We start from the raw sequence: 13,493 nt of genomic DNA, 5'->3' as shown, positions 1-13,493 counted from the left end.
GCCGCCGCCGGGGGCGTCCCGCACCAGGCCGCGGCCATCACCGCCTACCACGCGGTGACCGGTCCGGCGTCGGCGGCGGTCCGGCTGCTGGGGCTGGACCCGCTGGCGGTGCACCGCGCGCTGGCGGACCTCGCGGACGCGGTGGACGCCGTCGCCACCGAGGCCGCCGCGCACGCCGACGGCCCGTGGGCGGACCTGCCCGCCGCGTCCGCGCCCGTCCTCGACCTGTACGCCGAACTGCACGTCCGCGCGGACCTGCGCCTGTTCGAATCCTGATCCGGAGGTCTCCCCTTGGGCGCCAACCACGAGCACGACCCCCACGACGCCGCCCCCGCGCACGGCCGCGCGCTGCGGCTGGGCATCGGCGGCCCGGTCGGCAGCGGCAAGACCGCGCTGACCGCCGCGCTGTGCCGCGGCCTGCGCGACGAGCTGAACCTCGCCGTGGTGACCAACGACATCTACACCACCGAGGACGCCGACTTCCTGCGCCGCGAGGCCGTGCTGCCGGACGACCGGATCACCGCCGTGCGGACCGGCGCGTGCCCGCACACCGCGATCCGCGACGACATCTCCGCCAACCTCGACGCCGTGGAGTCGCTGGAGGCCCGCCACCCCGGCCTGGACCTGGTCATCGTGGAGAGCGGCGGCGACAACCTGACCGCGCTGTTCAGCCGGGGCCTGGCCGACCGGCAGATCTTCGTGCTGGACGTGGCGGGCGGCGACGACGTCCCGCGCAAGGGCGGGCTCGGCGTCGCCGCCGCCGACCTGCTGGTCATCAACAAGACCGACCTCGCCGCGCTGGTCGGCAGCGACCTGGAGCTGATGGGGCGGGACGCCGCGCGGGTGCGCGACGGCAGGCCGGTCGCGTTCACCTCGCTGCGGGAACGGCCGGACGCGCCCGAGGTCGCCGGCTGGGTCCGCGAGATCGTCCGCGAGGCCCGCGCACCCGCGCACGCCCCCTCCCACGGTCCCGCGGCGGCTTCGTGACCAGGCGTTACACCGCCCGCGCCGCCGTCACCGCGACGCGCGACGCGGGCGGCCGGACCCGGCTGCCGCTGCTGCGGTCCGACGGCCCCCTGGCGCTGCGCGAGACGCCGGGCGGCGACGGGGCGACCGTCCATCTGGTCGGCGCGGCGGCCGGGCCGCTCGGCGGGGACGTGTTCGACCTCGCGGTGACCGTCGGGCCGGGCGCGCGGCTGGCGTTCCGGTCCGCCGCCTCCACGCTCGCGCTGCCCGGCGACGGCCGGTCCCGCATGGTCGTGCGGGCCGAGGTCGGCGCGGGCGGGCACCTGGACTTCGCTCCCGAGCCCACGGTGGCGGCGGCGGGCTGCGACCACCGCGCCGTCGCCGCCGTCGCCCTGCGCGGGGACGCGACGCTGCGCTGGCGCGAGGAACTGGTCCTGGGGCGGCACCGGGAGGAGCCCGGCCGCCACACCGGCAGGTTCGACGTGACCGTGGACGGCGTCCCGCTGCTGCGGCACGAGCTGCGGCTGGACGATCCGGCCGTCTACCGCGGCGACGCGGTGATCGGCCGGGCGAAGGCGGTCGGCAGCCTCCTGCTGGTCGGGCCCGGTCTCGTCCGGGAGCCGTGGGTCGGCGAGGGCGTGGGGGCGCTGCCGCTGGAGGGGCCGGGGGTGCTGGTCACCGCCGTGGCCGCCGACTCCGCCGAGCTGCGCCGCCGGCTGGCGTCCGGGGAGCGGCGGGCGCGCGGCCCCGTCCCGGTCGGCTGATCCGCCCGATTCTGTCGGACCCTCCCGGTAGCCTTGTGTCCGCAATATCTCTTTAGGGCATAAAGACTTCGGGACGGGGCACATGACCGCAACGACCGCCGGACGGCACGCCGCCGACAGCCACGACATGATCGAGGTGCGCGGCGCCCGCGAGAACAACCTCCGCAACGTCTCGCTCGACCTGCCCAAGCGGCGGCTCACCGTGTTCACCGGGGTGTCCGGCTCGGGCAAGTCGTCGCTGGTGTTCGGCACCATCGCGGCCGAGTCCCAGCGGCTGATCAACGAGACGTACACGGCGTTCATCCAGTCGTTCATGCCGAGCATGGGGCGGCCGGACGTGGACGCGCTGCGCAACCTCAGCGCCGCGATCGTCGTGGACCAGGAGCGGATGGGCGCCAACTCCCGCTCCACGGTCGGCACCGCCACCGACGCGTACGCGATGCTGCGGATCGTGTTCAGCCGCCTCGGCGTGCCGCACGTGGGGACCTCCACGGCGTTCAGCTTCAACTCCGCCGAGGGCATGTGCCCCGAGTGCGAGGGGCTGGGGCACGCCGACGCCCTCGACATCGACGAGATCGTGGACCGCGAGCTGTCCCTCAACCAGGGCGCGATCAAGGTGCCGGGCTTCACCGTCGACGGGTGGCTGGTGGCGGGCTATGTGGGCTCGGGGTTCTTCGACCCCGACACCCCGCTCAAGGACTTCACCGAGCGGGAGTGGGACGACCTGCTGAACAAGCCCCCGGGCACCAAGGTGAAGATCGGCAAGAGCTCGATGAGCTACGAGGGGCTGCTGCACCGCGTCCGCCGGTTCTACCAGGGCAAGGACCGCGACTCGCTCCAGCCGCACATCCGCGCGTTCGTGGACCGCGCGGTGAAGTTCGCCGAGTGCCCGGCCTGCGGCGGCACCCGGCTGAACGCCGCCGCCCTCTCCTCCAGGATCGGCGGCCGCAACATCGCCGACTGCTCCGCCATGCAGATCAACGACCTGCTGGAGTTCGTCAAGGGAATCGACGACGAGTCGGTCGCGCCGCTGCTGGCCACCCTGCGCGGCACCCTGGAGTCGCTGGTGGAGATCGGCCTCGGCTACCTCAGCCTCGACCGGCCCGCCGGGACCCTGTCGGGCGGCGAGGCGCAGCGCGTGAAGATGGTCCGCCACCTGGGGTCCAGCCTCACCGACGTGACCTACGTGTTCGACGAGCCGACCGTCGGGCTGCACCCGCACGACATCGCCCGGATGAACGACCTGCTGCTGCGGCTGCGCGACAAGGGCAACACCGTCCTGGTCGTCGAGCACAAGCCGGAGACCATCGCCATCGCCGACCACATCGTGGATCTCGGGCCGGGCGCGGGCACGGCGGGCGGCGAGATCTGCTACACCGGCGACCTGGCCGGGCTGCGCGCCTCCGGCACGCTCACCGGCCGCCACCTGGACCACCGGGTCACGCTGCGGGAGAAGTTCCGCGAGCCGACCGGCCACCTGCGCATCGAGAACGCCCGCCAGCACAACCTCCGGGACGTCACCGTCGACATCCCCACCGGCGTCCTGACGGTCGTCACCGGCGTGGCCGGGTCGGGCAAGAGCTCGCTGATCCACGGCCACCTGCCCGGCCGCGACGGCGTGGTGGTCGTCGACCAGTCGGCGATCCGCGGCTCCCGGCGCAGCAACCCCGCCACCTACACCGGCCTGCTGGACGCGGTCCGCACCGCGTTCGCCAAGGCCAACGGCGTCAAGCCCGGCCTGTTCAGCGCCAACTCCGAGGGCGCCTGCCCCAACTGCAAGGGCATCGGCCTCGTCTACACCGACCTCGCGATGATGGCCGGGGTCGCCTCGACGTGCGAGGAGTGCCAGGGCAAGCGGTTCACCCCGAAGGTCCTGGAGTACAAGCTGCGCGGCAAGGACATCTCCGAGGTGCTGGCGATGCCGGTGACCGAGGCGCACGCGTTCTTCACCGAGAGGAACGCCCGCGCCGTCCTGTCGCGCATGCTGGACGTGGGGCTGGGCTACCTGAGCCTGGGGCAGCCGCTGACCACGCTGTCGGGCGGCGAGCGGCAGCGCCTGAAGCTGGCGATCCAGATGGCCGAGAAGGGCACGACCTACGTGCTGGACGAGCCCACCACCGGCCTGCACCTGGCCGACGTGGACCAGCTGCTCGCCCTCCTCGACCGCCTGGTGGACGACGGCAACACCGTCATCGTCATCGAGCACCACCAGGCCGTCATGGCGCACGCCGACTGGATCATCGACCTGGGGCCGGGCGCGGGCCACGACGGCGGACGCGTCGTGTTCACCGGCACCCCGGCCGAGCTGGTCGAGAACGCCGACACCCTCACGGCCGTGCACCTGCGCGAGTACCTGGCCCGCGACTGACGGTCCTCACATCGCCCGGCGCAGCCGCCGCAGCCCCTCCCCGATGTCGTCGCGCCGGATCCCGCCGTAGCCGAACACCAGCCCCGGCCGCGGCGGGCCGGCGATCGCGAACTCCGACAGCGGGTACAGCGCCACGTCGTGGTCCAGCGCGCGGCGCGCCAGGCCGGTGTCGCCGCCGGTGTCGCCGCCGGTGTCGCCGCCGGTGTCGTCGCCGGTGAGGAACGCGCTCAGGTGCAGCCCGGCCTCCGACGGCACGACGGCCAGGCGGTCGGCGAAGTCGCGTTCCAGCAGTTCGACGAGGTGCTCGTGCCGGGCCTGGTACTCCCGGCGCGACCGCCGCAGGTGCCGCGCCAGCATGCCCTCGTCGACGAACCTGGCCAGCGCCGCCTGCACGGGCAGGTCGGAGTGCCACGACGACACGTACCGGGCCGCCCGGAACGCCCTGCGCAGCGCGGCCGGGGCGACCAGGAACCCCAGCCGCAGCACCGGCAGCATCGCCTTGGAGAACGTCCCCAGGTAGATGACGCGGCCGTCGGCGTCCAGGCTCTGCAACGGCTCGACCGGGCGGCCGCCGTAGCGGTACTCGGTGTCGTAGTCGTCCTCGACGATCACCACCTCGCGGTGCCGCGCCCACTCCAGCAGCGCCCGCCGCCGGGGCAGCGACATGGCCATGCCCAGCGGGAACTGGTGGGACGGGGTGACGTACACGGCGCGCGCGTCGTCCGGCAGCGCGTCCACGCGCAGTCCCTCGGCGTCCACCGGGACACCGTGCACCCGCAGCCCCAGGGACCGGAACAGCAGCCGCGCGGGCGGGTAGCCGGGGTCCTCCATCGCGACCGCCGCACCCGGCTCCAGCAGGACCCGGCACACCAGGTCGAGGGCCTGCTGGATGCCCGCGGTGACCACGACGTCGGCGGCGTCGGCGCGCACCGACCGGGACACCCCCACGTGCCGCGCGACCGCCTCCCGCAGCACGTCCAGCCCGGCGGGGTCCCACGCGCCCGACAGGGCCCGCGCCGTGGGGCGCAGCTCCGCCGCCATCAGCCGCCGCCACTCCGCGAACGGGAACAGCCCCGCGTCCGGCAGCCCGACGCGGAAGTCGTAGCGTGCCCCGGGCAGCCGGGCGGGCCACGCCGCCAGGTCGTGCCACACCGCGCGGGGCCGCAGCGGCGACGCGGCGGGCGCGCCGCGCGGGGCCGTCCCCGTCGCGCGCACGTAGGTGCCCGCGCCGGACCGGCCCTCCAGGAACCCCTCGCCGGCGAGCCGGTCGTAGGCGACGCCGACCGTCGTGCGGGAGACGGCCAGCCGCCGCGCCAGCTCGCGGGTCGGCGGCACCGGGTCGCCGGGCCGCAGCCGCCCGTCGAGGACGGCGTCGCGCAGTTGCCGGTAGATCTGCCCCGCCAGGTCGCGGCGGCCGTCGAGGCTGACATGGACGTCCATCCCGCCGACCCTAGAACGGCCCAGTCGTTTCCCGCCATTTCGGCCCTTCAACCGGGCCGCCGCGCGCCCCTACGGTGTCGCCATGGATCCGATGAGCACCGATTTCCGCGACCTCGACCGCCGCGCCGCCGATTTCTACCTGACCTTCGTCGCGCAGGTGAAGCCCGCCGACCTCACGCTGGCCACCCCGTGCTCCGACTGGACGCTGCACGGCCTGCTGCGCCACCAGGTGAGCCAGGACGAGGGGTTCGCGGCGGCGGCCCGCGGAGATGGCGGCGACCTCCAGGTGTGGCGGAACGGCTCGCTGGGCGACGACCCCCACGCCGCCGCCCGCGCCTCCCTCGACCTGGTGACCGGGGCGTTCGCCGAGGAGGGCGTGCCGGACCGGCCGTTCCTGATGCCGGAGGTCACCGACCGGCCCGTTCCCGGCCGGATGGCGGTCAGCTTCCACTTCGTGGACCTGGTGGTGCACGCCTGGGACGTGGCGGCGACGCTCGGCCTGCCGTGGGAGCCGTCCGCCGAGATGCTGGAGGCGTCGCTCGCGGTCGCCGCCCTCGTGCCGACCGACGACGCCACGCGCGGGCCGGGGCTGGCGTTCGACCGGGCCGTGCCCGCCCCGGAGGACGTGTCGCCCGGCGACCGCCTGCTGACGCTGCTCGGCCGCTCCCCGTCCTGGGCGCCCAGCCAGTACCGATGGGTGTGACCGCTCGTCCACGAAGGCTGTCCGGGGCGGCGCGCGGCGAACACGTCCGGGCCGCCTGATCGGGTGGGGTCCCGACCGGCCCGGCACGCCGCACGGCAAGGGCGTGTGGGCACCGCCGGCACGCTGGTGCGGGGCCGCGGCGACGGCGTTCGGCCCGAGGACCGGCGAAGCCCCCGGCTCGTGGCCGCCGGGGGCCGCCTCGCCTTCGCCGTCGAGAAAGGCGGCCGTCCCGTGCTCCTGGCGTCCCGGGACCTGTTGCGACGTGGACCCCGGCCACGCGCGCGAGTGCGCGACCTGGCCTGCGGGCGCCGTGGGCCAGGGTCCTGAAAGACCGCCTAGCCGAGGGCCAGGGAGGCGGCGGTGAACAGCTTCGACGGATCCGACGGCAGCGGCGGGCCGTACTCCATCACCGTCGTGGTGAACGCCGTGGTGAGGCCCGCCCTCTCCAGCCACGCCAGCAGCTCGGGCCGCCGGTGGTCCACCTCCGCGCGGTGGGGGCCGGGGGTGTCGGCGGCCAGGTCCGCCAGCAGGGACGTCGCCGTCGCCAGGTCGTCGGCGACGACCGGGCCGAGCACGGTCTCCTCGTGGTTGCGCCACGCCCCGCCGAAGCCCGCGATCCCCTTCGCGGTCTCCACTACGCGCCAGGAGAGGCAGAAGCCCGACAGATGGTCCAGGAGGCGTTCGCGGGGCGCGCCGAACGCGGCGGCGTCCAGCGCGCGGATCGCGGGCAGGTCCCCCGCGGCGGCGGGACGGGACCGGCCGGACGGCGCGAGCGTCGCCACTCCCCTGAGGGTGCTCATCCCCCCGACGGCGCGGAAGCCGAGGCGTTCGTAGAGCGGACGGCCGAAAGTGGTCGCCGTCAGCCACGCCGACGGGGTTCCGGACTCGGCCAGAACGTGCCGCATCAGGCGCCCGCCGAGCCCCCGGCGCTCGTGCGAGGGCGCGGTGAGGACCATGCCGACCGCCGTCGTCGCCGCGCCGTAGGAGGTGCCCGCGGCGGTGGCGAGCAGGCCGTCGCCCGGCGCGTCGACCCCGTAGACCGAGCCCAGCGCGAACAGCGACCGCCAGGTGTCGCGGTCCGGCGGCCAGTCGCGGCTCACGGCGAGGGCCAGGCAGGCGTCGAGATCGTCGAGGGTGAGCGACCGGACGGTCAGATCCATTCCAGGGATCCTAGGGGTTGACCTTGAGTACGCTCCAGATCGCAGAGTGGTAGGGAGACCAAGCGGAGGAGACTCATGCGGATCGGACTGCAGGTTCCCAGCTTCACCTTCCCCGGCGGCCCCGAGCGGATCGGGCCGGAGTTCGCGCGGATCGCCCGCGAGGCCGACGAGGGCGGGCTGCACTCGCTGTGGGTGATGGACCACTTCTTCCAGATCGCGATCGTCGGGCCGCCCGAGGACCCGATGCTGGAGGGCTACACGGCCCTGGCGTACGCGGCGGCGGTCACCGAGCGGATCACGCTCGGCACGCTGGTCACCGGCGTCGCCTACCGGCACCCCGGCGTGCTGGTGAAGACCGTGACGACGCTGGACGTGCTGTCGGGCGGCCGGGCCTGGCTCGGGATCGGCGCGGCCTGGAACGAGGAGGAGGCGCACGGCCTCGGCATCCCGTTCCCGCCGCTCGCCGAGCGCTTCGAGCGGCTGGAGGAGACGCTGCGGATCGCCCGCCAGATGTGGAGCGGCGACGAGACGCCGTTCGAGGGCGAGCACCACAGGCTGGAGCGGCCCCTCAACTCCCCGCCCGCGCTGCGGGCGCCGCACCCGCCCATCCTGATCGGCGGCGGCGGGGAGAAGAAGACGCTGCGGCTGGTCGCGAAGTACGCCGACGCCTGCAACCTGTTCGACTCCCCCGAGATGCCCCACAAGCTGGAGGTGCTGCGCGAGCACTGCGAGCGCGAGGGCCGCGACTACGCCGAGATCGAGAAGACGGCGATGACGTACTTCGAGGAGACCCCCTCGGTGGACCGGGCCGTCGACATCGTGGGGCGCAACGCCGAGCGCGGCGTCGACCACGTGATCTTCTCGCAGTGGCCCGGGCAGGACCTGGCCGGGGTGCTGGCCGAGGCCCTGCCCCAGGTCGAGAAGATCACTCCGGCGGGGCGCTGACCCGCGCCGGGCTGCGGATACGGTCGGATCATGACGACCTATCGCCAGCCCGGCACCGTGCTCACCGACCACCGGTTCACCGTCCCCCTCGACCACGCCCGCCCCGACGGGCCGACGATCGAGGTGTTCGCGCGGGAGGTCGTCGCGGCCGGGAAGGCGGGCCGCGACGACCTGCCGTGGCTGGTGTACCTGCAGGGCGGTCCCGGCTACGGGTCGCCGCGCCCGGTCGGCCGCGACTCGTGGCTGGACCGCGCCCTGGAGGACTACCGGGTACTGCTGCTGGACCAGCGCGGCACCGCCCGTTCCACCCCGGCCAACCGCCGCACCCTCGCCGGGATGGACCCCGCCGGGCAGGCCGGGTACCTGGCGCACTTCCGCGCCGACTCGATCGTCCGGGACGCCGAGATGGTCCGCCGCGCGCTGCTGGGCGAGGGCCGGTGGAGCGTCCTCGGGCAGAGCTTCGGCGGGTTCTGCGCGGTCACCTACCTGTCGCTGGCGCCCGAGGGGCTGCGCGAGGTGCTCATCACCGGCGGGCTGCCCGGTCTGGACGCCACCGCCGACGACGTCTACCGGCGCACCTATCCGCACGTCGCCGCCAAGAACGCCGCGTTCTACGACGCCTACCCGCAGGACGTCGAGCAGGTCAGGCGGATCGCCCGGCACCTGCGCGACAACGAGGTGCGGCTGCCCGCGGGGGGCCTGCTGTCGGTGGAGATGTTCCAGACGCTCGGGGTGATGCTCGGCATGAGCGACGGCGCGCACCGCATGCACTACCTGCTGGAGGGCGCGTTCGACGGCGACGAACCGTCGGACGTGTTCCTGCGGCAGGTGGAGGCGTACACCGCGTACGCCGAGGCCCCCTTCCACGCGATCCTGCACGAGCCGTGCTACGCGCAGGGCGAGGGCTCGGCGACGCGGTGGGCGGCGCACCGGGTGCGGGCGGAGTTCCCCGCGTTCGACTCCCTGGAGGACGACGCGCCGTTCCCGTTCACCGGGGAGATGGTCTACCCCTGGCAGTTCGAGCAGGACCCGTACCTGGTCCCGTTGCGCGAGGCCGCCCACCTGCTGGCCGAGCGCGACGACTGGCCCGCCCTCTACGACGCCGGCCGGCTGGCCGCCAACGAGGTCCCGGTCGCCGCCGCCGTCTACCACGACGACATGTACGTGGACCGCGAGCTGTCGCTGCGGACCGCCGCCGCCGTGCGCGGCCTGCGCCCGTGGATCACCAGCGAGTACGAGCACGACGGCCTGCGCAACAGCGGCGGCAGGGTGCTGGACCACCTCATCCGGATGGTGCGCGGCGAGGTCTGATCACTTCTTCTGCAGGCCGCGCATCCGTTCGATCTCGGCGAGCTGGCCCGACTGCACCTCGCGGGCCAGCTCCTGCACCACGACGTCCTGGCCCTTGTCCAGCACGTCCTTGACCATGGTCAGCGCCCCCTGGTGGTGGGTGATCATCAGCTCCAGGTAGAGCTTGTCGAACGCCTCCCCGCGCGCGGCGCGCAGCTGCTCCATCTGCTGCGGCGTGGCCATGCCCGGCATGTTCGCGTGCGGGTCGGCGGAGGGCTTGGCCCCGTGCCCGCCGTGCCCGCCGTGCCCGCCCGTCCCGGTGCCGACGTTGTTGCGCCGCAGCCAGGACTGCATCGCCGCGATCTCGCCGCCCTGCGCCACGTCGATGCGCTTGGCCAGCGCCTTCACCCGCCGGTCGGACGCCTGCTGGGGCGCCAGCACCGACATCGCCTGCGCCTGCTCGTGGTGCGGGATCATCATCTGCACGAAGCGGATCTCCGCGGCCGTCGGCTTGGCCGGCGCCTTGGCGGGGGCGGCGGGCTCGGTCCGGTTCGGCTCCCCCGGTTTGCCGGGGACCAACACGGTGCCGCTGGGTTTCGCGGCCGGCCTCTCATCGCCGCTGCATCCGCTGAGAACGGCTCCGGCCAGCAGCGTCGTCGCCACTGTCACGGCGATCCGGTGTCGCATCGCACTCCATCCCTCGGGTCTGGTAGCGCGAAGGTACCCACTCCAGCATTCCCGACAAAAGACCACTAGGTCTCGGAAAGCTCACAGATCGCCACACCTCTGGGCAAGGGGCGTTTCAGCCCTCATACTCCATTTGATCAATGTCATGTCATCGGGGGTCGTACGTAAGGAGACAGGGTGGCGCCAGTTCGCAGACGCCAGACCAGACGCCGAACACTGCTGGGCACCCTCTCGGGGGTCGTCCTGGCCATGGCGGCCGTCCTCACCGCGCCGGCCGCGTCGGCCGACATTCCGGGCAAGGACGAGATCGCCAAGTCCGACAACATGCACCACCTGGCGAACATCCCCAAGCCGGGGCCGTTCAGCGCCGTCGACGCCTACGGCACCGACTGGGCGTTCAAGGGCAAGTACGCCTTCGCGGGCAACTACAACGGCTTCACCGTCTTCGACATCAGCCGGCCCGCCAAGCCGAAGATCGTCAGCGTCGTCCAGTGCCCGGGCGCGCAGAACGACGTGTCGATCGCCGGGAACCTGCTGTTCCTGTCGACCGACCGCTCGATGAGCGACGACTCCTGCCAGGCCGTGCCCAAGCCCGCGACCGACAAGACGGCGTGGGAGGGCATCAAGATCTTCGACATCAGCGACGTGCGCAACCCGCGCTACGTCAAGGCCGTCGAGACCAAGTGCGGCTCGCACACCAACACGCTCGTCCCGGGCAAGCGCGGCACCGCCTACATCTACGTGTCGTCGTACTCGCCCAACTCGACGTTCCCCGACTGCCAGCCGCCGCACGACCTGATCTCCATCGTCAAGGTCCCGCTGAAGAAGCCGGCCGAGGCGTCCGTGCTGTCGGAGCCGGTGCTGTTCCCGGACGGCGGCAACCCCGGTGACGGCCAGACCTGGCCGAACGGCACCTCCGCCACCTCCGGCTGCCACGACCTGACCGCCTACCCGGACAAGGACCTGATGGCCGGGGCGTGCATGGGCGACGGCGTGCTGTTCGACATCGAGGACCGGGAGAAGCCGCGCGTCGTCACCAGCGTGCGCGACGACGAGAACTTCGCGTTCTGGCACTCGGCCACGTTCAACAACAAGGCCAACAAGATCGTCTTCACCGACGAGCTCGGCGGCGGCTCGGCGGCCACCTGCAACGCCACCATCGGCCAGCAGAAGGGCGCCAACGCCATCTACGACATCGTGGGCAAGGGCGACAAGGCCAAGCTGGTCTTCCGCAGCTACTACAAGATCCCGCGGCCGAACACCGACACCGAGAACTGCGTGGCCCACAACGGCTCGCTGATCCCGGTCAAGGGCAAGGACATCATGGTCCAGGCCTGGTACCAGGGCGGCATCTCGGTGTGGGACTTCACCGACTCCCGCAAGCCCAAGGAGATCGGCTGGTTCGAGCGCGGCCCGTTCGACGACAAGAACCTGATCCTGGGTGGCTCGTGGTCGGCGTACTACTACAACGGCTACATCTACTCCAGTGACATCCAGAAGGGCCTGGACGTCATCGACATCCGCGACAAGCGGACCGACAAGGGCAAGCGCGTCAAGCTCGACATCCTGAACGCGCAGAGCCAGCCGGACTACTTCGACTGACGGTCGGACCCGGCTGACCCACGCCAAGAGAACGGCCCCCGGCATCCCGCCGGGGGCCGTTTCCCTGTCCGGCCGCCCTAGCGGCGGGCCGCCCGCACGAGACGGCGGGCCAGCGGCCAGGCCAGCAGCACCGCGACCACGGCGTAGACGGCCACCGCCAGCGGCGAGTTGACCAGCCCGGTGAGGCTGCCGTCGCTGATCTGCAGGGCGCGGCGCATCTGGAGCTCCGCGCCCGGCCCCAGGATCACCCCGAGGATCGCCGGCAGGACCGGCAGGCCGAACCGCCGCATCGCGAAGCCCAGCAGCCCGATCAGCAGCAGCACGACCAGGTCGACGGGGTCGCCGCCGACCGCGTAGGCGCCGACGCTGGCGAAGAACAGGATGCCGCCGTACAGGTACGGGCGCGGGATCCGCAGCAGCTTCGCCCAGACCGGCGCGAGCGGCAGGTTGATCAGCAGCAGCAGCACGGTGCCCACGAACAGGCTGGCGATCAGGCCCCACACCAGGTCGGTCTCGCGCTGGAACAGCAGCGGGCCGGGCTGGATGCCGTACTGCTGGAACGCCGCCAGCATGACCGCCGCGACCGCCGTGGTGGGCAGGCCGAGGGTCAGCATCGTCACCATCGTCCCGGCGGCCGAGGCGCTGGCGGTCGACTCCGGACCGGCCACGCCCTCGATCGCGCCCTTGCCGAACTCGTCGCGGTGCTTGGACAGCCGCTTCTCGGTCGCGTACGACAGGAACGTGGGGATCTCCGCGCCGCCCGCCGGGACCGCGCCGAACGGGAACCCGATCAGCGGGCCGCGCAGCCACGGCTTCCAGGTGCGCCGCAGGTCGTCCCGCGACAGCCAGGGACGGCCGACCGGGATCGGGCTGCTCCCCCCGTGCCGCAGGTGCGCCGCGACCCACAGGGCCTCGCCGACCGCGAACAACCCGACCGCGACCAGCACCACGTCGATGCCGTCGCTGAGGTGCAGCGTCCCGAACGTCAGCCGCGACTGCCCGGTCATCTGGTCCAGGCCGACCAGGCCGAGGGTCAGGCCGAGCAGCAGCGAGGCGAGCCCGCGCAGCCGGGAGGCGCCCAGCACCGAGGTGACCGCGACGAACGCCAGCACCATGATCGCGAAGTAGTCGGGGGCGCCGATGTCGACCGCGACCGACGCGACCGCCGGGGCCAGCAGCACCAGCGCCGTCGTGCCGACCATGCCGCCGACGAAGTGCCCGATCGCGGCGGCGGCCAGCGCCTGCGGGCCGCGCCCGGAGCGGGCCATCGGGTTGCCCTCGATCGCGGTGACCACCGCCGCGCTCTCGCCGGGGGTGTTGAGCAGGATCGAGGTGGTGGAGCCGCCGAACATGCCGCCGTAGTAGATCCCGGCGAACATGATGAACGCGGCCGTGGAGTCCAGCCCGTAGGTCACCGGCAGCAGCAGCGCCACCGCCATCGCCGGGCCGATGCCGGGCAGCACGCCGATCGCGGTGCCCAGGATTACGCCGATCGCGGCGAACGCCAGGTGCGCCGGGGTCAGGGCGGTGCCGAACCCGTCCAGCAGGTGGGTGAACGCGTCCATGCC

At 73.2% G+C, this 13,493-nt stretch carries 12 protein-coding genes; 8 read left to right on the top strand and 4 right to left on the bottom strand.

The genetic code is table 11. The annotated features are described in order from the left end of the window. From AKI01S_RS51700 to AKI01S_RS15625, 4 genes are all read left to right on the top strand, one after another. On the top strand, positions 1-276 hold a 276-nt coding region (locus AKI01S_RS51700; RefSeq protein ID WP_369688722.1), incomplete at its 5' end, for an urease accessory UreF family protein. A gap of 15 nt (positions 277-291) precedes the next feature. Then, positions 292-987 (top strand): urease accessory protein UreG, encoded by a 696-nt coding sequence (ureG, locus tag AKI01S_RS15635; RefSeq protein ID WP_067817231.1) that lies wholly within the window; start codon positions 292-294, stop codon positions 985-987. After that, the gene (locus tag AKI01S_RS15630; protein WP_067817228.1) at positions 984-1,730 is read left to right on the top strand and encodes an urease accessory protein UreD; all 747 of its coding nucleotides are present in this window, start codon (positions 984-986) and stop codon (positions 1,728-1,730) included. The genes ureG and AKI01S_RS15630 overlap by 4 nt, the downstream gene beginning before the upstream one ends. 82 nt (positions 1,731-1,812) lie before the next feature. Continuing rightward, a complete protein-coding gene (locus AKI01S_RS15625; protein WP_067817225.1) occupies positions 1,813-4,098 on the top strand; it encodes an ATP-binding cassette domain-containing protein in 2,286 nt (761 codons plus the stop codon). A 6-nt stretch (positions 4,099-4,104) separates the two neighbouring features. Here AKI01S_RS15625 and pdxR read toward each other — a convergent pair whose 3' ends face one another. Further along, positions 4,105-5,538, bottom strand: coding sequence for a MocR-like pyridoxine biosynthesis transcription factor PdxR (pdxR, locus tag AKI01S_RS15620; protein ID WP_067817219.1), 1,434 nt, complete (start codon positions 5,536-5,538; stop codon positions 4,105-4,107). Between the two features lie 91 nt (positions 5,539-5,629). On the opposite strand from pdxR, the gene AKI01S_RS15615 reads away from it, so the two are divergent. Then, complete coding sequence (locus tag AKI01S_RS15615; RefSeq protein WP_067817216.1) at positions 5,630-6,241, top strand: TIGR03086 family metal-binding protein; 612 nt, start codon at positions 5,630-5,632, stop codon at positions 6,239-6,241. 335 nt (positions 6,242-6,576) lie between these two features. Here AKI01S_RS15615 and AKI01S_RS15610 read toward each other — a convergent pair whose 3' ends face one another. Next, positions 6,577-7,401 carry a GNAT family N-acetyltransferase gene (locus AKI01S_RS15610; protein WP_067817213.1) on the bottom strand — a complete coding sequence of 275 codons (825 nt, stop codon included), beginning with the start codon at positions 7,399-7,401 and terminating at the stop codon, positions 6,577-6,579. A 75-nt stretch (positions 7,402-7,476) separates the two neighbouring features. On the opposite strand from AKI01S_RS15610, the gene AKI01S_RS15605 reads away from it, so the two are divergent. Together AKI01S_RS15605 and AKI01S_RS15600 are read left to right on the top strand one after the other, a co-directional pair. Beyond that, positions 7,477-8,346, top strand: coding sequence for an LLM class F420-dependent oxidoreductase (locus AKI01S_RS15605; RefSeq protein ID WP_067817210.1), 870 nt, complete (start codon positions 7,477-7,479; stop codon positions 8,344-8,346). A 30-nt stretch (positions 8,347-8,376) separates the two neighbouring features. Continuing rightward, the gene (locus AKI01S_RS15600; protein WP_067817207.1) at positions 8,377-9,657 is read left to right on the top strand and encodes an alpha/beta fold hydrolase; all 1,281 of its coding nucleotides are present in this window, start codon (positions 8,377-8,379) and stop codon (positions 9,655-9,657) included. Here the strand turns inward: AKI01S_RS15600 and AKI01S_RS15595 are convergent, their stop codons facing one another. After that, complete coding sequence (locus AKI01S_RS15595) at positions 9,658-10,323, bottom strand: DUF305 domain-containing protein (RefSeq protein ID WP_067817203.1); 666 nt, start codon at positions 10,321-10,323, stop codon at positions 9,658-9,660. A gap of 249 nt (positions 10,324-10,572) precedes the next feature. Here AKI01S_RS15595 and AKI01S_RS15590 point away from each other — a divergent pair, with 249 nt between their 5' ends. Continuing rightward, on the top strand, positions 10,573-11,925 hold the full coding sequence (locus AKI01S_RS15590; RefSeq protein ID WP_157419862.1) for an LVIVD repeat-containing protein: 1,353 nt from the start codon (positions 10,573-10,575) through the stop codon (positions 11,923-11,925). A gap of 77 nt (positions 11,926-12,002) precedes the next feature. On the opposite strand, the gene AKI01S_RS15585 is transcribed toward AKI01S_RS15590, so the two are convergent. Beyond that, on the bottom strand, positions 12,003-13,490 hold the full coding sequence (locus AKI01S_RS15585; protein WP_067817197.1) for a tripartite tricarboxylate transporter permease: 1,488 nt from the start codon (positions 13,488-13,490) through the stop codon (positions 12,003-12,005). Positions 13,491-13,493: the final 3 nt, after the last annotated feature.

It is taken from the genome of Actinomadura kijaniata NBRC 14229, from assembly GCF_001552175.1.
GTDB classification, from domain to species: domain Bacteria; phylum Actinomycetota; class Actinomycetes; order Streptosporangiales; family Streptosporangiaceae; genus Spirillospora; species Spirillospora kijaniata.
The sequence above is the reverse complement of the archived record's forward strand: the minus strand, read 5'-3'. Positions and strand labels throughout refer to the sequence as shown.

What these genes read in the sequence shown, in the direction of transcription:
- AKI01S_RS15625 (WP_067817225.1), top strand. Translation starts at nt 1,813, where the DNA reads ATGACCGCAACGACCGCCGGACGGCACGCCGCCGACAGCCACGACATG.
- pdxR (WP_067817219.1), bottom strand. Translation starts at nt 5,538, where the DNA reads ATGGACGTCCATGTCAGCCTCGACGGCCGCCGCGACCTGGCGGGGCAG.
- AKI01S_RS15615 (WP_067817216.1), top strand. Translation starts at nt 5,630, where the DNA reads ATGAGCACCGATTTCCGCGACCTCGACCGCCGCGCCGCCGATTTCTAC.
- AKI01S_RS15610 (WP_067817213.1), bottom strand. Translation starts at nt 7,401, where the DNA reads ATGGATCTGACCGTCCGGTCGCTCACCCTCGACGATCTCGACGCCTGC.
- AKI01S_RS15605 (WP_067817210.1), top strand. Translation starts at nt 7,477, where the DNA reads ATGCGGATCGGACTGCAGGTTCCCAGCTTCACCTTCCCCGGCGGCCCC.
- AKI01S_RS15600 (WP_067817207.1), top strand. Translation starts at nt 8,377, where the DNA reads ATGACGACCTATCGCCAGCCCGGCACCGTGCTCACCGACCACCGGTTC.
- AKI01S_RS15595 (WP_067817203.1), bottom strand. Translation starts at nt 10,323, where the DNA reads ATGCGACACCGGATCGCCGTGACAGTGGCGACGACGCTGCTGGCCGGA.
- AKI01S_RS15590 (WP_157419862.1), top strand. Translation starts at nt 10,573, where the DNA reads ATGGCGGCCGTCCTCACCGCGCCGGCCGCGTCGGCCGACATTCCGGGC.
- AKI01S_RS15585 (WP_067817197.1), bottom strand. Translation starts at nt 13,490, where the DNA reads ATGGACGCGTTCACCCACCTGCTGGACGGGTTCGGCACCGCCCTGACC.